Source organism: Vibrio bathopelagicus (assembly GCF_014879975.1).
Classification (GTDB): Bacteria; Pseudomonadota; Gammaproteobacteria; order Enterobacterales; family Vibrionaceae; genus Vibrio; species Vibrio bathopelagicus.
Genome location: NZ_CP062500.1, coordinates 3,062,871 through 3,085,634, shown reverse-complemented (window position 1 = coordinate 3,085,634; position 22,764 = coordinate 3,062,871). Strand labels below are relative to the sequence as shown.

The 22,764-nt window shown below is 43.6% G+C and carries 16 protein-coding genes, 10 tRNA genes and 2 pseudogenes; all 28 read left to right on the top strand.

Annotation, left to right across the window (positions count from 1 at the left end; all coding sequences use genetic code 11):
• Nucleotides 1-104 precede the first annotated feature (104 nt).
• Nucleotides 105-1,679, top strand: a complete 1,575-nt coding sequence (locus tag IHV80_RS13605; RefSeq protein WP_192889389.1) for a class I SAM-dependent DNA methyltransferase — start codon at nt 105-107, stop codon at nt 1,677-1,679.
• Complete coding sequence (locus IHV80_RS13600) at nt 1,679-3,118, top strand: restriction endonuclease subunit S (RefSeq protein WP_192889388.1); 1,440 nt, start codon at nt 1,679-1,681, stop codon at nt 3,116-3,118. Before IHV80_RS13605 ends, IHV80_RS13600 begins: the two co-directional genes overlap by 1 nt.
• 64 nt (nt 3,119-3,182) lie before the next feature.
• Complete coding sequence (locus IHV80_RS13595) at nt 3,183-4,820, top strand: RNA-directed DNA polymerase (RefSeq protein WP_192889387.1); 1,638 nt, start codon at nt 3,183-3,185, stop codon at nt 4,818-4,820.
• 26 nt (nt 4,821-4,846) lie between these two features.
• Nucleotides 4,847-5,554, top strand: a complete 708-nt coding sequence (locus tag IHV80_RS13590) for a hypothetical protein (protein WP_192889386.1) — start codon at nt 4,847-4,849, stop codon at nt 5,552-5,554.
• A 173-nt stretch (nt 5,555-5,727) separates the two neighbouring features.
• Nucleotides 5,728-6,195, top strand: a complete 468-nt coding sequence (locus IHV80_RS13585; RefSeq protein ID WP_102553259.1) for a Panacea domain-containing protein — start codon at nt 5,728-5,730, stop codon at nt 6,193-6,195.
• Nucleotides 6,192-7,403 carry a nucleotidyltransferase family protein gene (locus tag IHV80_RS13580; protein ID WP_192889385.1) on the top strand — a complete coding sequence of 404 codons (1,212 nt, stop codon included), beginning with the start codon at nt 6,192-6,194 and terminating at the stop codon, nt 7,401-7,403. The genes IHV80_RS13585 and IHV80_RS13580 overlap by 4 nt, the downstream gene beginning before the upstream one ends.
• Nucleotides 7,404-7,548: 145 nt before the next feature.
• The gene (gene darG / locus IHV80_RS13575; protein ID WP_192889384.1) at nt 7,549-8,604 is read left to right on the top strand and encodes a type II toxin-antitoxin system antitoxin DNA ADP-ribosyl glycohydrolase DarG; all 1,056 of its coding nucleotides are present in this window, start codon (nt 7,549-7,551) and stop codon (nt 8,602-8,604) included.
• 211 nt (nt 8,605-8,815) lie between these two features.
• Nucleotides 8,816-9,010, top strand: a complete 195-nt coding sequence (locus tag IHV80_RS13570) for a helix-turn-helix transcriptional regulator (RefSeq protein ID WP_017088307.1) — start codon at nt 8,816-8,818, stop codon at nt 9,008-9,010.
• 416 nt (nt 9,011-9,426) lie between these two features.
• Nucleotides 9,427-9,921, top strand: a complete 495-nt coding sequence (pncC, locus tag IHV80_RS13565) for a nicotinamide-nucleotide amidase (protein WP_192889383.1) — start codon at nt 9,427-9,429, stop codon at nt 9,919-9,921.
• Between the two features lie 139 nt (nt 9,922-10,060).
• The gene (recA, locus tag IHV80_RS13560; RefSeq protein ID WP_029223240.1) at nt 10,061-11,101 is read left to right on the top strand and encodes a recombinase RecA; all 1,041 of its coding nucleotides are present in this window, start codon (nt 10,061-10,063) and stop codon (nt 11,099-11,101) included.
• 324 nt (nt 11,102-11,425) lie between these two features.
• A complete protein-coding gene (gene alaS, locus IHV80_RS13555) occupies nt 11,426-14,008 on the top strand; it encodes an alanine--tRNA ligase (protein WP_192889382.1) in 2,583 nt (860 codons plus the stop codon).
• A gap of 220 nt (nt 14,009-14,228) precedes the next feature.
• A complete protein-coding gene (locus tag IHV80_RS13550) occupies nt 14,229-15,410 on the top strand; it encodes an aspartate kinase (RefSeq protein ID WP_192890774.1) in 1,182 nt (393 codons plus the stop codon).
• A 92-nt stretch (nt 15,411-15,502) separates the two neighbouring features.
• On the top strand, nt 15,503-15,700 hold the full coding sequence (gene csrA / locus IHV80_RS13545; protein WP_004415691.1) for a carbon storage regulator CsrA: 198 nt from the start codon (nt 15,503-15,505) through the stop codon (nt 15,698-15,700).
• 476 nt (nt 15,701-16,176) lie between these two features.
• Nucleotides 16,177-16,269: transfer RNA gene (locus IHV80_RS13540), tRNA-Ser, on the top strand.
• 46 nt (nt 16,270-16,315) lie between these two features.
• A tRNA-Arg gene (locus tag IHV80_RS13535) sits at nt 16,316-16,392 on the top strand.
• Between the two features lie 48 nt (nt 16,393-16,440).
• A tRNA-Ser gene (locus IHV80_RS13530) sits at nt 16,441-16,533 on the top strand.
• 85 nt (nt 16,534-16,618) lie between these two features.
• Nucleotides 16,619-16,695 (top strand) — tRNA-Arg (locus IHV80_RS13525).
• A gap of 70 nt (nt 16,696-16,765) precedes the next feature.
• Nucleotides 16,766-16,842, top strand: a tRNA-Arg gene (locus IHV80_RS13520).
• 71 nt (nt 16,843-16,913) lie between these two features.
• Nucleotides 16,914-16,990 (top strand) — tRNA-Arg (locus tag IHV80_RS13515).
• A 70-nt stretch (nt 16,991-17,060) separates the two neighbouring features.
• Nucleotides 17,061-17,137: transfer RNA gene (locus IHV80_RS13510), tRNA-Arg, on the top strand.
• 71 nt (nt 17,138-17,208) lie between these two features.
• Nucleotides 17,209-17,285: transfer RNA gene (locus IHV80_RS13505), tRNA-Arg, on the top strand.
• Nucleotides 17,286-17,356: 71 nt separating this feature from the next.
• Nucleotides 17,357-17,433 (top strand) — tRNA-Arg (locus IHV80_RS13500).
• A 71-nt stretch (nt 17,434-17,504) separates the two neighbouring features.
• Nucleotides 17,505-17,581 (top strand) — tRNA-Arg (locus tag IHV80_RS13495).
• Nucleotides 17,582-17,954: 373 nt separating this feature from the next.
• Nucleotides 17,955-18,210: pseudogene (locus IHV80_RS13490) on the top strand (oxaloacetate decarboxylase subunit gamma).
• Nucleotides 18,211-18,240: 30 nt separating this feature from the next.
• Nucleotides 18,241-20,022: pseudogene (gene oadA / locus IHV80_RS13485) on the top strand (sodium-extruding oxaloacetate decarboxylase subunit alpha).
• A 9-nt stretch (nt 20,023-20,031) separates the two neighbouring features.
• Nucleotides 20,032-21,162, top strand: coding sequence for a sodium ion-translocating decarboxylase subunit beta (locus tag IHV80_RS13480; RefSeq protein ID WP_004735495.1), 1,131 nt, complete (start codon nt 20,032-20,034; stop codon nt 21,160-21,162).
• A gap of 171 nt (nt 21,163-21,333) precedes the next feature.
• Nucleotides 21,334-22,287 carry an NADP-dependent oxidoreductase gene (locus IHV80_RS13475; RefSeq protein ID WP_192889381.1) on the top strand — a complete coding sequence of 318 codons (954 nt, stop codon included), beginning with the start codon at nt 21,334-21,336 and terminating at the stop codon, nt 22,285-22,287.
• Nucleotides 22,288-22,293: 6 nt separating this feature from the next.
• Nucleotides 22,294-22,755, top strand: coding sequence for a YqaA family protein (locus tag IHV80_RS13470; RefSeq protein ID WP_004735497.1), 462 nt, complete (start codon nt 22,294-22,296; stop codon nt 22,753-22,755).
• Nucleotides 22,756-22,764 lie beyond the last annotated feature (9 nt).

Genomic DNA, 22,764 nt, shown 5'->3' with positions numbered 1-22,764 from the left:
GCTAATTTAAAGGCTGAGTGATACACTCAGCCTAATTATTTTTATTTGTATTTTGTCAGCTCGTTTACATAAAACAAGCTGTGCACCTGCTAGGAAAAAGCAAAATGAACAACAATGAAATCGTACAAAAACTTTGGAAACTGTGTGACGTACTACGTGATGACGGTATTACTTACACGGACTACGTCACTGAATTAGTGTTGTTGTTGTTCATAAAAATGGAAACCGAACAAGCGGAAGCCGGAATTACTCAACATGTATTGCCTGAAGGGTGTCGTTGGTCGGATATCGCAACTCAAACCGGTATTAAACAGTATGACCACTACCGTCAAATGCTACTTGATCTGGGTAAACACCACGATCCATTACTTGCTGCAATTTATGCTGGCGCACAAACAAGCCTTAAAGAGCCTAAGCATCTTAGTCAATTGGTAAAGCGCATTGATGAACTTGATTGGTTCTCAGCGCGTGAAGATGGTCTAGGTGACTTGTATGAAGGCTTGTTAGAGAAGAATGCTAATGAAACCAAATCGGGCGCAGGTCAATACTTTACTCCACGTCCTCTAATTGACACGATTGTTAAGTTAATGAACCCGAAAGCTGGGGAAACGATTCAAGACCCCGCAGCAGGTACAGCAGGCTTCTTGATCGCTGCTCATGAGTTTATTAAAGATAAAACCGATGACCTTTATGATTTAGGTGAAAAAGAGCAAGATTTTCAAAAGCGTAAAGCTTATAACGGCATGGAGTTGGTTCCCTCTACGCGTCGCTTAGCTTTGATGAACTGTCTATTACACGGTATTGAAGGTGAGGGTGAAGGTGCCATCCATGAAGGTAATACTCTAAGTGGAGAGGGTGCGCAGCTACCGAAAGTGAACCTGATTCTTTCTAATCCTCCCTTTGGCACATCTAAAGGCGGCGGTGGTCCAACTCGTGATGATTTGACCTATGAAACCAGTAATAAGCAACTGGCTTTTTTACAGCACATCTATCGTCATTTAAAGCCGGGTGGTCGCGCGGCTGTCGTACTCCCTGATAACGTTTTGTTTGAAGGGGGCGTTGGGCAAAAGGTTCGAGCGGACCTAATGAACAAGTGTAACCTTCACACCATCCTGCGTTTACCCACAGGTATTTTTTACGCTCAAGGGGTGAAGACTAACGTACTATTTTTCCAAAAAGGCACGCCAGAAAACAAAGACCAAGAAGAAAACTGTACGACCAATACATGGGTATACGACATGCGTACCAATATGAATACTTTTGGTAAACGACGTCCATTGACTGAAAGACACTTTGCACCTTTTATTGAAGCTTATGGTAGCGATGCTAACGGTCAATCACCGCGTAGTGAAGGCGTGTGGCAACAGCTTGGTGAGGTTGAGAGCGACGCTGAAAACACAATAGAAAACGCTCGTTGGAAGAAGTTTAACCGTGAATACATTCGTGAACAAAAAGGCGATAGCTTAGATATCTCATGGCTTAAAGACCTCGAAGCTACTAGCGCTGAAAACCTTCCTGAGCCTGAAGTGCTAGCTGGTGAAGCAATGGCAGAGCTTACTGAAGCCATGTCTGAAATTTACCAACTGATGCAAAGCCTTGGGGCAAATGATGAAGCTGATCAGCAAAAGCAATTACTTGAAGAAGCATTTGGCTTAGCAGAAAAGCCGGAGGCAAAGTAATGAGTGAGTTGCCGAAAGGTTGGGTTGCTTGTACTCCTTCTGACCTTGCAAATGACCCGAAAAATGAAATTGTTGATGGGCCATTTGGCTCAAACCTCAAAGCTTCTGAATATACGGATGAAGGGACTCCAATAGTCCGTATTCAAAACGTTAAGCGCATGGCATTTTTAGATAAAAACATCAAATATGTTACAGATGAAAAAGCAGAATTTTTAAAAAGGCATAGTTTCAAATCAGGTGATTTGCTAATAACGAAGCTTGGGGAACCTTTAGGTTTGACATGTATCGCGCCAGAGCACCTAAATGAAGGGATAATCGTTGCGGATATTGTTAGGTTTAGACCGAACCCGGAAGTAAATCGCAAGTGCTTAGCCTATCTCCTGAACTCTGAGAAGGCAATAAAACAGATCAACGAACATACCAAAGGCTCGACCCGATCTCGGATCAACTTGTCTGTTGTTCGTAATTTAGATATTAGCTTACCTCCACTAGCCGAACAAAAACGCATCGTAGAAAAACTCGATGAGGTACTAGCGCAGGTCGACACCATCAAAGCGCGTTTAGATAGTATCCCTAATTTACTCAAACGCTTCCGCCAGTCGGTACTGGCTTCAGCTGTATCGGGTAAGTTGACGGAGGAGTGGCGTGGTGAGGTTGAGAGTGTTGATTCTCCATATAGCGTTGACTGGAAGTGGCCTAAAGTTCCGCTTTCATGGGAAGTAAAGCAATATCCAGAGTTGGTCGATAGTCGTTTAGGTAAAATGCTGGATAAAGCTAAAAACCAAGGTGTATCAACAAAATACCTTGGTAATATCAATGTTAGGTGGTTTGAGTTTGACCTAAAGAGCGTTCAAGAAATTCTTGTTAGCGAAACAGAGCAACAAGAATTACAACTTGTTAAAGGCGATGTCTTAATTTGTGAGGGAGGTGAGCCCGGTCGTTGTGCTGTTTGGCGGTCCAACTCAGGTGAACAGATTATTTTTCAAAAGGCTTTACATAGAGCACGCGTGATGGATGAAATGATTCCTGAATGGTTGGCATTTAACTTAAAGAATGACGCAGATGGCTTGACTTTGAATCAGTTGTTTACAGGGACAACAATTAAACATTTAACTGGTAAAGCTCTTAAACGCTATCCAATTAGAGTTCCTCCTCTCGAAGAACAAAAAGAAATAGTTCGCCTAGTAGAACAATACTTCGTGTTTGCTGACACTATAGAAGCTCAGGTGAAAAAAGCCCAAGCAAAGGTAGACAATCTTACGCAAAGTATTCTAGCCAAAGCCTTTCGCGGTGAGTTAGTGTCGCAAGATCCAAACGATGAGTCCGCCGATAAACTGCTTGAGCGTATTGCTAAGGCCCGCGAGGAAGCGGAAGCGTTAGCCAAAGCAGCTAAGAAAGAGCAAGCCGCTAAGAAGCGCGCAGCGAAAGCAACAAAGTAACTTTTTATTGAGTACGCCTTTATGCGTACTCTTTTTTTATCAAATAACAAGAATAGGTAGTGAAATGTCAAAAGAAGTGACTTTAGAGCATTTTGCCAAGGCTGCTAGAGAAGTTGGTGCTCACGGAGACAACGATACTCTCCCTTTTGATCTTGATAACAGGTTTATCTCTGATTGCCATGCCGATATTGCGAAGGTTGCTTACGATCTTTTCCAAACCTTAGAGAAAGGGGGAAAAAAGAGCGCGAGGCAGACAATTGACTCTCTTTCCATTTTTCATGAGCGACTTCTAGTACCTAGTGGGACTAGTGGCTTTCGGATCACAACTAAGATACACCCATTTTGGAATGTATACATAAATGGTCTTGCAATTGCCATTTCTGAAAAACTAGCCCCTCTTAGGCACGATGGGGCACATTCATATCGACACTCTGATGAAGACAATCGATTATTTTTGCAGGAGCATTCTTGGTACTCATATAAGTCAGCTACACTCGATGAGCCTTTGTTAGCAGATGATAAATCAGTTGTCGTTCAAACCGATGTATCGGGGTTCTATGAACATATTTATCACCATCGCTTGGAAAACCTGATAGGTGACCTCTTCTCTGAGCACTCTACTGTTTCTGTTCAGCTAGACAGAATACTTAACCAAATGAGTTCAGGAAGATCATTTGGTCTTCCTGTCGGAGGGCAGTGCTCACGTGTGTTAGCTGAAGTCTTAATGCATGCAATTGATGAACTACTTGCATCATCAGGTATAGCTTGGCACCGTTATGTTGATGATTATACTTTGATCGCAAGCAGCCAATCTGATGCTTACAAAGCCTTATCTTCATTATCTAGATACCTTGCAGATTACGGTTTGTCCCTTAACCGTACTAAAACGACTTTTTTAAGTGCATTACACTATAAGAACTTTGTTACAGCACAGCTTAGCTCTGATGATGAGGAGGCTGGGAAACTTAAAGAAATTGATTTGTATTTTGACCCTTACACTGATGACCCTCACGCAGAGTATGAAGAGTTACAGCAGGCGGTAAATGAGATTGATGTAGTAAACCTTTTACAAGCAGAGACGTTTAAGAGTCAGCCTGATTCATACTTAGTCGCTCAAATAAGTCGAACTTTGGAATTTCAAAGCCCACAAGCAGCAGCTCAGCTTTGTCAAACCTTATTGAAATCTAAAAACGTGAATGCATTTAGAGCATCATGGTCGAAAATTATGAGGGGTATTTCAAAGATACGGTCGGACGAACGCTTTAGTTCGATCCATGTAGCAATAGATTCTAGCTTGGACCGTGTTATCGATAGCTGTGAGCACTTATTGCTACCAGAGGCCAATTGTTTACATTTCATGCGGGCTATTAGATTTAAAGAAACGCAAACACGAGCTGTTTTTGTTCAGGAACGATTTAACAATTCAGAGTTTGTCACAGTTAAGCGGGCTAGTGTTGATTGTTGGCGACATTGGAAAAGCAGGTCGCGGTTTTTATCAGCGAGTAACAGATACGATGCTAGCCATGAAGAGTTGCAACGAATGTTTTGGCTGGCGTCATACAAATTTGGGGATGAGGGAAATCACTTTAGAGGCAGGGTGAAGAAAAAAATTGAACACTCTTGGGCTCTAGGGTTTGAGAGTAAAGAATCAAATTCATTCGCTGAACTTTACAAGGGGTGGTCTGCATCATGCGATTCTTAAGACTGCCATTCACAGATCCCCGAACTGTGGCTAGAGACATTCCCGGCATTTCCGAAATTCTATTTCCGGGGTTGGTCCCCGGTATAGTTGCGGGGCTAAATCAAACATGGTTGGAACTTGAGAATATAGAGGCAGTTTCAGAAGTCGAACTCAGCAAGATGAGTTTAAGTCCGGCTATGCTTTATGAGATAGCCTGTGCTAGAGCCGAGTTTTTACTCCGAGGAGAGGAATTGATTGAGGGGGATTATCTAGATATGGCCTTAAAAAGGCAGTCTCGTTTTTTTGATGCTAAAACACCTAGTCAGTTAACTGATAAAGACAGAGGATTAATTCAATTAGTTGCAAGTAACTTAGTGTTGGGACTGGGTGAGCTGGCAAAGGGAAAAGAGATCACCATTTCACCACCTATTGCTGGACTGGAGTGGATATCTTCTAGCCAAGGAGACTTTTGTTTTGCCGATTGTTTGGTGGAAGTAAAATGCACGAATAAGAATTTTTCAGCGGGTGATTACCGCCAAACTCTTCTGTATTGGCTGCTTAACTTCACATATTCATTGTCTAATCCAGATATGCAGCCTTGGAAATTCGGTATTATTTTTAATCCGAGGAAAAACAAATATGTACAATTCAATTTCGAGGAGTTACACCGCTTAGTTGCTGGTGGACGGAATGTGATTGAAACAGTAGAGCTGCTTCAAAATACGATATTGTCAGCTAGAGCAAAACTTATCTAGCTATCGAACAGCAGTTAACGTAGTAACATCTTTACCTAACATGTTACTAATTTTTGCGAACGAGCATCTAACTGCGAATAAAATCACTGTCTTAAAATACGGCTATGGTTTACACTATTTTCGTTGCATCGACTGAAAAATGTAAACCTTTTAGACGAAATTGGATAAATAAAATGAAAACTTATCATACCTACAGCGCTGTAGATGTTGCATTGAGCTTGCTTAAGCATGCGAAAGAGCAAGGTAAATGTTTCTCCAATTTGCAGCTACAGAAACTGACTTATGTTTGCCATGGTCTGTCTTTGGCACATTTTCAACGCCCTCTAGTGGTTGATGACGTATTTGCATGGAAGTTTGGTCCAGTAGTGCCATCTGTGTATTTCCGTTTTAAGTCGTACGGAGCGAACGTCATTACCGAACAGGGTGATGTGGTTCTAGATGCTGAAAGCGAATCTATCGTGAAGGATGTTGTTTCTCAACTTGGTCATTTAACTGGACCACAGTTGGTGGACCTAACACACCGTGATGGTAGCCCGTGGCATCAAGTATGGGATGGAACGCACCAGAAAGTGATCCCAGATCATCTAATTCAATCCCACTACACGCAAATTAAACAGTCAGGACGTACTACTAGCCTGTGAGTAATAAAGAAAAAAGTGTCGTCAGTTTCCTAATTGACGACACCCCATCTGCTGAACAAGCATCCAAAACCTTCCATGACGATTACGAACTGAACTTTCAAGACTTCCTTGAACGTACGGTAGATGAAAGTGCAGCTGAAGACTTTTCTTATTCCAATAATGGAGTGAAAAAAGCAGGTAGAAGACTTCGTAAAAAAGAAGGTGATCTTAAGTCAGCCACCGCCACTATCCAGCAGTTCCGTGCCGCCCATGAAAAGCCTCTTAATACTATTGCCTATCTTGTTGGTCGTTGTTGTCGTGAACTCGGTATAGATGTTAAGCCAGTAACTCGATTAAAGCGCTTAGAAACTATAATTGATAAGCTTCAACGTAAATCACTTGATGGCAACACTGCGAACGCAACATGTGTAACCAATATGAATGATATTGGTGGATGCCGAGCGATATTCCCTGATTTGATGTCTTTAGAGCTAGCAATATCTCAATTGCAAGGAACTGTAGAGAAGGTAGGGCGAGTTAGAATTAAAGATATTGATAATTATATCACTAACCAAAAACCAAATGATTGTGGTTATAGAAGCTTACATGTGATTTATCGATATGATCATGCGAGTGGCAAGAGTTTTAACATAGAAGCTCAATTGAGGACTAGGCTTCAACACCTTTGGGCGACCACTGTTGAAATAGTGGACATCTTGGAAGGAACTAAGATAAAGACTCATTCTCATAGTGCCAATGAAGATAAAGACGACCTACAAATTAAATGGGAAGAGCTGCTCTCGATCATGAGTCGTTATATAGCTGATGCTGAAGGGGCTATAGAGTTAGGTCAAGAAGATAAAGATCAATTCTCAATCAGGCTGCGTGAGCTAAATGACGAGATTAATGCACTAGGTAGGCTTAAAACCTTTAGAATCTTATCTGAGAAGGTTGAAGCTTGTTGTGATGATGTAACTGAACATGTTTTGTTAATGATTGATGAAAACTCATTGGAGCTTATCTTTAGTGAGGAGTTTGACAATTACAGCCAAGCTATTTCGGTTTATAACGCTGCGGAAAAAGTGACTCGTAGCCACTCTGGAATAAATACTCTACTTATCTCCACTAAGAATATGGGACAGCTATCAGAAGCTTACCCCAATTATTTAGGTGACTGTGCTTCATTTATGTTATTGCTTCAAGAGGCTATGCAGTTCAGTGGTAGTTAAAAGAGATCCCTTCTCCCAATGGTTATTGTATCTATAAGTAAGCTAGCGTTAGACACAAGCTATAGCAAATGAAGTTAGTATTTTGATTCAAGGAACACTGGCCAGAGGTCCTTGCTCGACCTGAATGGTATTACTAGAGGTTACTATGATCATTTATCAGACAGGTAATATTTTGCATGATCAGGCTGACGCTATCATCAATACCGTAAATACGGTAGGCGTGATGGGGAAAGGCTTAGCTCTACAATTTAAAAAAGCATTTCCTGATAACTTTAAAGCTTATAAGAAAGCATGTGATGATAAATCTCTCGTAATCGGGCAAGTATTATCCGTACCTCTAAACTCAATCAGTGCACCATTTTATGTGATTAATTTTCCAACAAAAGCACATTGGAAAGGCCACTCTAAGCTTGAATTTATAGAGCAAGGTTTAAATAGCTTGAAAGCGGAAGTAAAGCGTTTAGAACTTAAATCGGTCGCTATCCCAGCATTAGGTAGTGGTTTGGGAGGATTACCTTGGCAACAAGTCGAGTTGTTCATTAAAGAACATTTAGCTGATATGCCTGATGTTGAATGGCGGATCTACCCACCACAAGCAGCACCTATGCTAAATAAAACTAAACGACCTGCTATGACAACGGGCCGAGCGGCTGTGCTTGGCTTGATAGAGCGCTATGTGTCAACGGGATTTGGTTATCGCTTATCTTTACTTGAAGTGCAGAAGCTCGTGTACTTTCTAACAGCGGTTGGTGAGCCATTAAACAAGGTTGTCTTTCAAAAGCATCACTATGGTCCTTATGCTGACGTACTTCGTCATGTGCTTGATAAAATGGAAGGCCATTTTATATCAGGTTATGCCGATGGTCTAACTAAGCCTGAAACACCGATTGAGCTTAAAGGCGATGCTGTAACAGAGGCACTTAATTTACTTGAGCAGCATACAGAGACTAAACAGCGCTTTGATAAGGTTACCAAGCTAATAGAAGGTTTTGAGTCTCAAAATGGTATGGAGTTACTATCAACTGTTCATTGGGTAGCAACTCAGGAATGTGATGATAAAGTTCTAACGAGTGAAGATGTGATTAATGGTGTTCATGGATGGAGTGCGAGAAAAGCAAATATGAAATCAGCTCATATTTTGGCTGCTTGGAATCGATTGAGTGAACAAGGATGGTTAGACAGTAAAGCGCCTACGTTGTGATGTGAAACCCTACGCTCTCTTTTGTATTTCGACGAGCAATTTATTATGCGGCTTATGTTCTTAGCTAATGAAAAAGCCCTTTCAGTCATATTGGTTGGAAGGGTTTCATTTTTTTAGCGATAGATGATGCAGCAAGGAGTTGGCGGCGTCATCCAAAATGTTTTAGATATATGTCATTACCGTGAACATCAATATTCAGGTAAAGCATGACATGAATAAAATTAAGTTAATAAAATTAGAAGCTGTGATTGAAATGACGACTTTGAGTCGCTCTGCTATCTACAGGGGCATAAGAGAATGTCGGTTCCCAAAGCAAGTACGCTTGAGCCGTCGCTCAGTTGCTTGGGTTGAAAGTGATATTCAGAACTGGATAAAAGCACAAGTCGCGGAAAGGCAGAACATATAGATTTGAGAGGGGCAGGTTAGGGCCCTCTTTTTTTGTTTCGAGGATATAGGATGTCACGGGGTTTTAGGTTTGTAGAATACTTTAGTTTGTAACTTGAAATTTTGCAGGTGCGGACAAAAAGCAACCAATTGGAATTCGAGGTAGAGAACTAAGGTTTCTTTTCTATCAATGAGTTAGCTTTTTTGGTTAGTGTAGGTAAAAGTATGGTTTTTTAATGTGTTTTATTTTAAGTTGTTGTTTTTAATGTAATTACATACTAATGCATCAGGAGTATGTTTTTGATCGGCTTTCACAGTTAACTTCTTTCGTTTATTTCTATTGCGGCTTAGGATACGTGAAAGCGTTTCGTGCGAAAAGCGACACATGCGAAAAGATGCAAATCCAAATGATATACATCTAGATAAGGGAAGCCAAAGATGCAGACGACTCAAGCTCTTAGTGAAAAACTCGGACACTTACTTGCGAAACATAAACATGTATTAGTGACGGCTGAATCTTGCACTGGCGGTGGTGTTGCTAGCGCGGTAACGGATATTGCTGGAAGCTCAGCTTGGTTTGACCGTGCTTTCGTGACCTACAGTAATGAAGCGAAACAAGAGATGATCGGTGTTCAGCTTGAAACCTTAGTTGAATTTGGTGCCGTGAGTGAGCCGGTGGTTATAGAAATGGCTCACGGGGCACTGCAACATTCAAACGGCACTATTTCTGTATCGATCAGCGGCATTGCTGGCCCTGGCGGTGGCACGGAAGATAAGCCGGTAGGGACCGTGTGTTTTGCTTGGAAGGCTGCAAATGGATGGAACAAAGTAGGAACGCATGTATTTACAGGCGATAGGTCACAAGTACGCCAACAAGCCACGCACCATGCCCTGCAAGTTATTTATGATTACCTATCAATGGAAGACAGGTAACATTTGTACAAATTATTTTCATACAGGTATAGACACTGTATGAATCAACAGTATAATGAAAACCAATTAGTCACCCCTTTGTGGGTTAGAAATAGATTCTAAGTCGCTTGTTGAGACAACCGATTATGTGGAGATAGAAATGGACGAGAATAAACAAAAAGCGTTAGCCGCAGCCCTTGGTCAGATTGAAAAGCAATTTGGTAAAGGTTCTATCATGCGTCTTGGTGATAACCGTACAATGGACGTAGAAACTATTTCTACAGGTTCTCTATCTCTAGATATCGCACTAGGTGCTGGTGGCCTACCGATGGGGCGTATCGTTGAAGTTTACGGTCCAGAATCATCAGGTAAAACAACGCTAACGCTTGAGCTTATTGCTGCAGCGCAGAAAGTGGGCAAAACGTGTGCATTCGTTGATGCGGAACACGCACTTGACCCTATTTACGCTCAAAAGTTGGGTGTTGATATCGACGCTTTGCTTGTGTCTCAACCAGATACGGGTGAACAAGCTCTAGAAATCTGTGATGCACTGGCTCGTTCAGGTGCTATCGATGTTCTTGTTATTGACTCGGTTGCTGCACTAACACCTAAAGCTGAGATCGAAGGCGAAATGGGCGATAGCCACATGGGTCTTCAAGCGCGTATGCTTTCTCAAGCAATGCGTAAGCTAACAGGTAACCTTAAGCAGTCTAACTGTATGGCTATCTTCATTAACCAAATTCGTATGAAAATTGGTGTAATGTTTGGTAACCCAGAAACAACCACAGGTGGTAACGCACTTAAGTTCTACGCATCTGTTCGTCTTGATATTCGCCGTACAGGTGCAATCAAAGATGGTGATGAAGTTGTTGGTAACGAGACTCGTATCAAGGTTGTTAAGAACAAGATTGCAGCGCCATTTAAGCAAGCTGAAACTCAAATTCTTTACGGTAAAGGCTTTAACCGCGAAGGTGAGCTTATCGATTTAGGTGTTAAGAATAAGCTGGTAGAGAAAGCGGGCGCTTGGTACAGCTACAAAGGCGACAAGATCGGCCAAGGTAAATCGAACTCTTGTAAGCACCTACGTGAAAACCCAGAGATTGCTCTGGAACTTGACACTAAGCTTCGTGAATTGCTACTGACTCCTGCTGTTCTTGAAGAGAAAGGCGCAGAGAAAGAAGAAGAAAACGAAGAGCTATAAGCTAACGTTTTATAGAGCGGGTGTTTTAAAGAAACATTCGTTTTGAAAGAATAGGAAGCCTCGCATATGTTATGCGGGGCTTTTTTATTGAAGTGCCTATATCTATCCTTGCTGAGCCTAGTTAGATGATCTTGGTTGTTTGAGGTAGCTTGCCAATTTCTTTTGTTTGTCCCCTACCTGAGCTAGTGGAATATTCTTCATTTTATCGAATTCCAACTAAAATCCTGCCCAAGGGTGTCTTTTCTACAAGAAAACTAGTCGAAGCCTTAACCATGATCTACAATACGGCAAAATTCTAACTCGACTATTTTCAGGAAGAGCTGCATGTACATGAGCACTGACGAGGTTCGCAACGCGTTCCTTAAGTTCTTTGAGAGCAAAGAACACCAAATCGTAGACAGTTCATCGTTAGTTCCACATAACGATCCAACCCTGCTATTTACTAATGCAGGTATGAACCAATTCAAAGATTGCTTCTTAGGCGCCGAAAAACGTGCCTACACTCGAGCAACTACGGCTCAGCGTTGTGTACGTGCGGGTGGTAAACACAATGACCTTGAAAACGTAGGTTTCACGGCTCGTCACCACACATTCTTCGAAATGCTAGGTAACTTCAGCTTTGGCGATTACTTCAAAGAAGAAGCGATTGGGTTTGCTTGGGAATTCCTGACTGAAACACTAGGTCTGCCAAAAGAGCGCCTGTTAGTAACGGTTTACGAGACAGATGACGAAGCATTCGATATCTGGAACAAGAAAGTAGGCATTCCTGCTGACAAGATTGTTCGTATCGGCGACAAAGAAGGCGGCAAGAAGTTTGAATCTGATAACTTCTGGACAATGGGTGACACAGGCCCTTGTGGTCCATGTACTGAAATTTTCTACGATCACGGTGAGCACATTTGGGGCGGTCGTCCTGGTACACCTGAAGAAGATGGTGACCGTTTCATCGAGATCTGGAACAACGTATTCATGCAGTTCAACCGTCACGCTGACGGCACTATGGAACCGCTACCTAAGCCAGCTGTCGATACTGGTATGGGTATTGAGCGTATCTCTGCAATCATGCAGGGCGTTCACTCTAACTACGAAATTGATGTATTCCAAAAGCTAATCAAAGCGACAGCAGAAGTGGTGGGTCACGACGACTTATCTAACCAATCGCTGCGCGTTATTGCTGACCACATCCGTTCTTGTTCATTCCTAATCGCTGATGGCGTAATGCCTTCAAACGAAGGTCGTGGCTACGTTCTACGTCGTATTATTCGTCGTGCAGTTCGTCACGGTAACAAGATTGGTGCACAAGGCGTGTTCTTCCACAAACTTGTGGGAGTACTGGCTGAAGTGATGGGCTCTGCAGCTGAAGAGCTTAAGAAGCAACAAGAGCTTGTTGAAAAAGTACTTCGCATCGAAGAAGAGAACTTTGGTCGCACGCTAGAGCGCGGCATGGTTATCCTTAACGACGCATTAGACGCACTTGAAGGCAAAGAGCTTGACGGTGAAACAGTATTCAAACTTTACGACACATACGGCTTCCCAGCTGACCTTACTAACGATGTAGCTCGTGAACGCGATTTTACCATCGATGAAGAAGGCTTTGAGAAGGCGATGGAAGCACAGCGTAAGCGTGCACGTGAAGCGGGTCAGTTCGGTACTGATTACAACGCAACGATCAAAGTTGACACGAACACTGAGTTCTGTGGTTACACAGGTACTGAAGGTGCTGGTGAGATTTCTGCGTTATTCGTTGACGGTGAAGAAGTCTCTTCACTATCTGCTGGCGACAAAGCAATCATCATCCTTGAAGAGACACCATTCTACGCAGAGTCAGGCGGTCAATGTGGTGACGCTGGTACGCTAAGCACAGCGTCGGGTCTGTTCAAAGTACAAGATACTCAGAAGCTAGGTAATGCATTTGCACACCACGGCGAGCTAGTTGAAGGCGTATTTGCTCAAGGCGATAAAGTAGAAGCGCGCGTTGATGCTGAGCGTCGTGCTGCTATCTCACTGAATCACTCTGCAACTCACTTACTTCACTCTGCATTGCGCGAAGTACTGGGTGAGCACGTTGCTCAGAAAGGTTCTTTAGTTAAGCCAGACAACCTACGTTTTGACTTCTCGAACCTTGAAGCGGTAACACCAGCACAGATTAAAGAAGTAGAGCGTCTAGTTAACGCACAAGTTCGTAAGAACCATGTGATTGAAACGAACATCATGGACATCGAGTCAGCGAAAGAAAAAGGTGCGATGGCACTGTTTGGCGAGAAGTACGATGATGAAGTTCGTGTTCTGTCGATGGGCGATTTCTCTACGGAGCTTTGTGGTGGTATCCACGCGAGCAACACCGGTGATATCGGTTTATTCAAGATCACTTCTGAAGGTGGTATTGCTGCTGGTATTCGTCGTATTGAAGCGGTAACTGGTGAAGCTGCTCTAGATGCAGTTGATGCTCAGAATAACGCTTACGAAGAGAAATTGGCTGAATCGGCTAAGAAAGCGAAATCGCTAGAGAAAGAAATCCAACTACTTAAAGAAAAGATGGCTGCAGCTGAAGGCGCAAACATCATGGGTAAAGTGGAAGATATCTCTGGTACTAAAGTTCTGGTTGCGGCAATTGAAGGCGCAGACAACAAGAACCTACGTACTATGGTTGATAATGCTAAAAACCAAGTGGGTAGCGGCATCATCCTGATTGCGAACGTAGCAGACGGTAAAGTTGGCTTAATTGCTGGCGTAACCAAAGACCTTATCGGCAAAGTAAAAGCGGGTGACCTCGTTAAGATGGTTGCTGAGCAAGTTGGCGGTAAAGGCGGCGGTCGTCCAGATATGGCTCAAGCGGGTGGTACAGACGTTGAAGCACTACCTGAAGCGCTTAAATCAGTACGTATTTGGCTAGAAGAGCGTCTTTAAGCTTAAGTAATTGATACAAAGATGCCCAATCAACTGATTGGGCATCTTTTATTTTGCCTAATGGAAGAACGTCTGAAAAAGGTTTGATTGAGATTAACCAAGAAGTCTAATGGTAACGTTAGACTCCTTGGTTAATTTTTTATTGCTTCGCCATGACGCGGAGTATGTGTTTTTTTGTCATATATAGACATTGGTCTTGGGAAGGTGAGGAAGGGTGAAAATGCCTCTTATCGTGCAGAAATTTGGTGGAACGTCGGTGGGTTCAATAGAACGAATTCATCATGTAGCAGAGAAAATCATTGAAGCGAAAAATGAAGGGAACCAGATCCTGGTTGTCGTTTCTGCTATGTCAGGTGAAACAAATCGGTTAGTTGATTTAGCTTCACAAGTTGATAGCGTACCAAACGCTAGAGAGTTGGATGTGCTGTTAACGGCTGGAGAACAAGTTTCCATGGCTTTGTTAGCGATGACGTTGCACAAGTTGGGTTATGAAGCGACATCGATGACTGGCTATCAAGCCAAGATACACACCGATTCTAATCATAATAATGCGACGATTGAGCGTATTGATACCGCTCCTATTAAAGCGCTGTTAGATGATGACCAGATTGTCATTGTTGCAGGTTTTCAAGGCGTTAATGCGAAAGGTGATATCACAACCTTAGGGCGAGGTGGTTCAGACACCACGGCCGTTGCGTTGGCGGGCGCGCTTCAAGCGAAAGAGTGTCAGATTTATACCGATGTTGATGGTGTATATTCCTGCGACCCTAGAGTGGTTAAGCAATCTAAGAAACTAGATACCTTAGACTTTCCCTCTATGGAAGAAATGGCTCGCAGAGGCGCTAAGGTTTTGCACCTTCCGTGTGTTCAGCATGCGTGGCGACACAATGTACCATTGAGAGTGCTTTCGAGCTTTGAAGAAGGCGAGGGAACTCTTATCGCGGGTAATGACTGTTTGAATGATATTGCTGGGATAGCCATTCAAAGAGATATGGTTCGCATCGAGTGTTTGAATCAAGATTTACCGTCTCTCATGTCGCATTGCCAGTTGTTAGGGATCGAAGTCTGTAGTGTGATCGAGGAAACAGAACGGGCAGCGCTCATTATCAAACCGGACATAAGTGCTAAATTAAAACTAGTTTTTGCTGAAAAAATCCGTAATAGTGAATATGTTAGTTTGTTAACTGTGGTAGGAAGCCGAACACAAGAAATTGTGGTCAGTTCACATGGATTGTTGTCTGAAGGCGAAATTGATGTACAACATCACTTATTGCAGCAGCAGTCTTTAACTTTGGTGATATCACCAACGCAAGTCGATATGGCTGCTAACATATTACACAATGCATACATCGTAGCGCGTGAAACACAGGGTTATCTTAAAAAAGAAGTGCATTTTGGTTAAATAAACTCAATCGATAGTTTACGAAAATATAACTTTTGTTGGATAATGCTCTCGTAGCTAGATAAATTTAGAGATTACTCAAGGAGCAAAGAATGCTAATTTTGACTCGCCGTGTTGGCGAAACACTGATGATTGGTGATGAAGTAACAGTTACTGTACTAGGCGTTAAAGGTAACCAAGTACGTATTGGTGTTAACGCACCTAAAGAAGTATCTGTTCACCGTGAAGAGATCTACATGCGCATTCAAGCTGAAAAAGGTAATGGTAACGTTGCATCTGGCAACTACTAATACTTTTGCGTAGAAGAGGGGCTAGCATTGTTGCTAGCCTTTTTTGATCTTGGGGGAGCATAATCACAACTTAGTGATTAGTTAGTTCAATAATTGGCTTAGTTCAAGATGCCGGGCTGAATGCTTGATATAGAAAAGCCACACCGCTTGAGTTAACTCTTATTGAGGCATTGTGATATTTGTTTGCCATAGTTCAAGTTTTACCGACTTACCCTATGGTGAAATAGAGCATCCCGTAGTATGGTGCAAACAGCAGTTACACTCACTGCGAGATAAATTAGATAATTGTTTTCCGCTGTTAATTATTGCCAATCTTTCACCTTAATTTTTAAGGGAAAAAGCGCTAATTGGATGTTATAAGTTCAATTTGCAAGCGCTTTGATTAAATTGCAAACGGTTGAATGTTTTTGTCCGGTTTTTTTCAATAAAGTGTTTGACATATTTTCGGTAAAACGTAATATGTGCCTCCGCAAGACGGTGAGGTGGCCGAGAGGCCGAAGGCGCTCCCCTGCTAAGGGAGTATGTGGTTTGTAGCCGCATCGAGGGTTCGAATCCCTCCCTCACCGCCATTTCTTGCACGTTTGAATTTGCAAGCAAACACAGAAGTAACAATGTGCGCCCTTAGCTCAGCTGGATAGAGTACCTGGCTACGAACCAGGCGGTCGGAGGTTCGAATCCTCCAGGGCGCACCATTCTTTAGATTACTTTGTTAAAAAGTAATGGATAAGAATAATGAATTAGGTGAGGTGGCCGAGTGGCCGAAGGCGCTCCCCTGCTAAGGGAGTATGTGGTTTGTAGCCGCATCGAGGGTTCGAATCCCTCCCTCACCGCCATTCATTACAGGCCTATGGCCTTTTTTTTGTTTCGTAGAAACAAGAATGTGATATATTTCACAACTTCTTCACTTGAAGATACCGTGCGCCCTTAGCTCAGCTGGATAGAGTACCTGGCTACGAACCAGGCGGTCGGAGGTTCGAATCCTCCAGGGCGCACCACTATTTAGGTTTTTATTAATCCTGATGTTGAATGTTTAGTTTTAACTTTATACTCAATATCGAAACCGTTGCGCCCTTAGCTCAGCTGGATAGAGTACCTGGCTACGAACCAGGCGGTCGGAGGTTCGAATCCTCCAGGGCGCACCACTATTTAGGGTTTTTATTAATCCTGATGTTGAATGTTTAGTTTTAACTTGATGCTCAATATCGAAACCGTTGCGCCCTTAGCTCAGCTGGATAGAGTACCTGGCTACGAACCAGGCGGTCGGAGGTTCGAATCCTCCAGGGCGCACCACTATTTAGGTTTTTATTAATCCTGATGTTGAATGTTTAGTTTTAACTTTATACTCAATATCGAAACCGTTGCGCCCTTAGCTCAGCTGGATAGAGTACCTGGCTACGAACCAGGCGGTCGGAGGTTCGAATCCTCCAGGGCGCACCACTATTTAGGGTTTTCATTAATCCTGATGTTGAATGTTTAGTTTTAACTTGATGCTCAATATCGAAACCGTTGCGCCCTTAGCTCAGCTGGATAGAGTACCTGGCTACGAACCAGGCGGTCGGAGGTTCGAATCCTCCAGGGCGCACCACTATTTAGGGTTTTCATTAATCCTGATGTTGAATGTTTAGTTTTAACTTGATGCTCAATATCGAAACCGTTGCGCCCTTAGCTCAGCTGGATAGAGTACCTGGCTACGAACCAGGCGGTCGGAGGTTCGAATCCTCCAGGGCGCACCACTATTTAGGGTTTTCATTAATCCTGATGTTGAATGTTTAGTTTTAACTTTATGCTCAATGTCGAAACCGTTGCGCCCTTAGCTCAGCTGGATAGAGTACCTGGCTACGAACCAGGCGGTCGGAGGTTCGAATCCTCCAGGGCGCACCACATTATTAGAGAAAGCCTCGTTTTTACGAGGCTTTTTTATGTCTGCTGTAATGTTGTTGCAATAATGTTAAATTTAAGAATTTTTAACTTGTTGTATTTAAAGTAATTCTTGATTGCTTCTTTGTTATTCCACCTTTCTCATATCATTTCTCCTAAAAGCCCCGTTTAAGTCACAGTTTAAATATCTAAAAATGACTCATTTGACAGATTTATGTGATCTGATAGGCGAATAATTAACCTTATGTGTGCGTTATCCGTAACAGAACCTTAAACAAAATTGACAAACTTTTACCAATCGAGATAATCCATGGGTCGGGATCACTATTCGCTGAAATCCTGCACCTATGTCAGGATGACGAAGAAAGGAAGCAACATGACTAATATTGGAAGCCTGCTAGGAGATGCAGCAACTCTAATGATAACGGGAATGTCCGTTGTCTTTATTTTCCTAACTATTCTAGTTTACCTCGTTCGGTTGATGTCAAAACTGGTACCAGAAGAAGTACCTGAACCGATCGCAGCACCTAAAAAATTAAAAATCACAATCAAACCCTTCTGCTGTTAGTCCACAGGTAGTGGCAGCAATTTCGGCCGCGGTTCACCAATACCGTGCGTCTACTGCTAAGTAGCATTTAAAGGATTAAAAGGAGTTTATGAGCATGTCTAAACCACTAGCTATCACTGATGTGGTACTTCGTGACGCGCACCAGTCACTATTTGCTACACGTATGCGTATCGAAGATATGCTGCCTATTGCGGCAGAACTGGATAAAGTCGGTTACTGGTCTTTAGAGACTTGGGGTGGCGCGACGTTTGATTCGTGTATCCGTTTTCTTGGAGAAGATCCGTGGGAGCGTTTGCGTGAGCTGAAAAAAGCGATGCCAAACACACCAATGCAGATGCTACTGCGTGGTCAAAATTTATTAGGTTACCGCCACTACGCGGATGACGTAGTTGAAAAGTTTGTTGAACGTGCCCATAAGAACGGCATGGACGTATTCCGTATTTTTGATGCGATGAATGATGTTCGTAACTTTGAAACGGCAGTGAAAGCAACGATTGATGTTGGCGGCCACGCTCAAGGTACGTTGTCTTACACAACCAGCCCAGTACACAACTCAGATACGTGGGTTGATCTCGCTAAGCGCTTGGAAGACTTAGGTTGTCATTCACTATGTATCAAAGATATGTCAGGTTTATTAAAGCCTTATGAAGCGGAAGAGCTAATCACTCGCATCAAAGCGTCTTGTGATGTACCTCTAGCGCTGCATAGCCACGCGACAACGGGTCTATCAACCGCTACAGCCGTTAAAGCTGTTGAAGCTGGCATTGATATTCTAGACACCGCAATCTCTTCTATGAGCTGTACTTACGGCCATACGCCAACCGAAACGGTTGTTGCTATGTTAGAAGGCACAGAGCGCGACACCAATCTTAAGCTTGATCAGATCGAACCAATCGCGGCTTACTTCCGTGATGTACGTAAAAGTACGCGAAATGGGAAGGTCAGCTTAAGGGCGTGGATTCTCGCATCTTGATTGCTCAAGTTCCTGGCGGCATGTTAACCAACATGGAAGGCCAGCTTAAAGAGCAAGGCGCAGCCGATCGTATGGACGAAGTGCTTGAAGAAATCCCGCGCGTACGTAAAGAGTTGGGTTACATTCCTTTGGTAACACCTACTTCTCAAATCGTCGGCACTCAAGCGGTTATCAACGTCTTAACAGGTGAGCGCTATAAGAGCATCACGAAAGAGACTGCGGGTCTGCTGAAAGGCGAATACGGCCAAGCTCCTGCTGAGGTTGATGCAGAACTACAAGCAAAAGTGCTAGATGGTGCTGAACCAATCACGTGTCGTCCTGCTGATTTACTTAAGTCTGAAATGGATACGTTAACGACGGATCTTTAGAAAAAGCGAAATCAGATGGCATTTCACTCGCTGAAGATACCGTTGATGATGTGCTTACATACGCACTCTTCCCACAAGTCGGTCTTAAGTTCCTAAGAACCGTCGTAATCCTGAAGCATTTGAACCTGCACCGACTGCAGAAACGGCAGCTCCTGTTGCGGCTGTACCACAACCTGCTGCTGGCGGGATTGAAAGCTACAGCGTGAAGGTTGATGGTCAAGTTTATGATGTTGAAGTTGGCCCTCAAGGTGAACTGACATCGGTATCTCCATCAGCGAAACCAGCACAAGCGGCTCAAGCAGCACCTGCTGCGGCTTCTGATGCAGAAGCAGTTCCAGCTCCGTTAGCGGGCAACATCTTCAAAGTTATCGTTCAGCCGGGTGCTGAAGTGGCTGAAGGTGATGTGCTACTGATCTTGGAAGCGATGAAGATGGAAACGGAAGTTCGTGCAGCTCGTGGTGGTATCGTTCAAGAGTTGAATGTTAAAGAAGGCGATGCAGTTACTGTAGGCGCTCCACTACTAAGCTTAGCGTAAGGGAGTCCCATGGAAGGATTGATGACCTTATGGTCTGAAACAGGTATTGCTAACTTTGAGTTCGGCCAGATCTGTATGATGTTGGTCGGTTGCTTACTGTTGTTTTTGGCAATTCGTAAAGGATTTGAACCGTTACTTCTACTACCGATTGGTTTTGGTGCCGTATTAGCAAATATTCCAAATGCTGGGTTTACTGATCCAGGTGGTTTGCTTTATTACGTCTACTACATTGGTATTGAAACGGGTATTTTCCCACTGCTGATCTTTATGGGTGTTGGTGCAATGACGGACTTCGGTGCGTTGATTGCTAACCCTAAAACGTTATGGCTAGGAGCTGCGGCTCAGTTTGGTATCTTCGCAACGCTATTTGGCGCGATCTTGCTGAACTATGTTCCAGGAATGGAATTCTCGATGGCCGATGCTTCTTCGATTGCGATCATTGGTGGTGCCGATGGCCCAACTGCGATCTTCTTGGCAAGTAAGTTGTCTCCTGATTTATTAGGTGCCATTGCGGTAGCGGCTTATAGCTACATGGCGTTGGTTCCTATTATTCAGCCACCAATCATGAAAGCGTTAACGACTCCTGAAGAGCGTAAGATTAAAATGGCGCAGTTACGTCACGTTGGTAAAGCCGAGAAGATCCTTTTCCCGCTTGCTGTATTACTGATGACGATTCTGTTCCTACCTTCAGCAACACCTCTAGTGGGTATGTTCTGTTTGGGTAATTTAATGCGTGAAGCGGGTGTGGTTGATCGTCTTTCAAAAACAGCTCAAAACGAACTGATTAACGTCGTGACTATTTTCCTAGGCCTTGGTGTTGGTTCTAAGCTTCAAGCGGATACGTTCTTGAACTTAGAGACGCTGGGTATTTTAGGTTTAGGTGCGGTGGCGTTCAGTATCGGTACGGCGGGTGGCGTATTAATGGCTAAGCTACTTAATCGCTTCTCTAAAGAAGATATCAACCCATTGATTGGCGCTGCTGGTGTATCAGCGGTTCCAATGGCGGCTCGTGTTGTAAACAAGGTTGGTCTTGAGGCAAACCCTCAGAACTTCTTGTTGATGCATGCGATGGGCCCGAACGTGGCAGGTGTACTTGGTAGTGCGGTTGCCGCCGGCATTCTATTAGCGCTAGTGGGCTAATGAACTGCTGAGTCATGTATCGTTACGTTAATTGGTCGTCAATTTACGAATGAGCGGTTAACTTCGCCTTATTAAATGGTTTATAGTCAAAGGGATGCTTTCGCGTCCCTTTCTTTTTATCAATTAGGGTGTTTGCTCACTAGGGCTTTTATCAATCAAGGAAATGTGGAAATGGAAAACAAACAGATTGCGATTACTCAATTCGGCGGCGTCGAAAACCTAAGTATTCAAACCAGCGCTATTCCTGAGCCTAAAGCCGGGGAGGTCGTGGTTAAAGTTTCTTTTTCAGGTATTAATCCTATTGATGTCAAAACCCGAGCTGGCCTTGGTTGGGCCGCGGCACAGAATAAAGATAACCTTCCTTGGGTACCTGGTTACGATATTTCAGGGCAAATTGTCGCGCTAGGCGAGCAGGCAGAGCGTTTTACTATTGGTGATAACGTAGCCGGCTTTATTGGTTTTCCATTGCAAGGCGGTGGTTACAGCCAATATGCTTCTGTTCCAGAAGCAGCATTAAGCATGGTTCCTGATTCGGTCACTCTAGAAGCGGCAGCCGCGTTACCACTAGCCAGCCAAACGGCAGCACAAGCACTCAACAAAGCTGAAGTGAAAGAGGGCGATCGCGTACTCATCTTAGCGGGCGCAGGCGGTGTTGGTCATCTAGCGGTTCAAATCGCAGTGGCAGCGAAAGCCGAGGTTTATACAACTTGTAGTGAAGCGAACCTTGATTACTTAGCAACGCTAGGCGCTCATGCGATTAACTATAAGTTTGCGCCAGCATCAGAAAGAGTATCCGATGTTGATGTGCTGATTGATTTGGTCGGTGGCGACACCGCTCTCGATGCATTGAAGTGTCTGAAAGATGGCGCAAGAGTCGTGACAGTCCCCACTTTATCTGCAGAATTGATCTGCGAAAAAGCAACATTATTAGGCTTTACTGCATCAGGGATGCTGGTTGAGCCAAACCCAGAGCAAATGGACACTATGCTGTACATGGTCAGTGTCGGATTGCTCAAAACAGAAATTCAAGGTATCTACCCGTTAGACGAAGCGCAGTCAGCTCATCTACAGGTTGAAACCGGGCATACCAGAGGCAAGGTACTACTTAAAATGCAAGAAGGTTGATATGCAGTGCTAGAGTTTTTTAATTCTCTATTTGAAAACATAGCGCTGTGGTTCTCTGACTCGGCGCTGTGGGTACTTTTCATTAGTGGCTTCTTGAGTGCCACGTTATTGCCCGGCGGTTCAGAAGCAAGTCTGGTTGCGGCATTGAGCTTAGATCAGTTCTCAACATCATCGATCATTCTTCTGGCGACACTTGGCAATACATTAGGCGGCCTGACCAACTATTGGATTGGTTTGTGGTTGCCTAATCGAACTCAATCTGAAAAGCATGGTCATAAGGCTATGGCTTGGCTGAGCCGTTATGGTTACTGGACACTGTTATTCAGTTGGTTGCCCATCATTGGTGATCCTTTGTGTCTGGCTGCGGGTTGGCTGAGAATGAAATTTATCCCTAGCGTTATTTTGATAGCGATTGGCAAAGCCGCTCGCTACAGCTTACTTGCTGCTATCTATTTCGGTTTTTTCTAAGGAGAACCT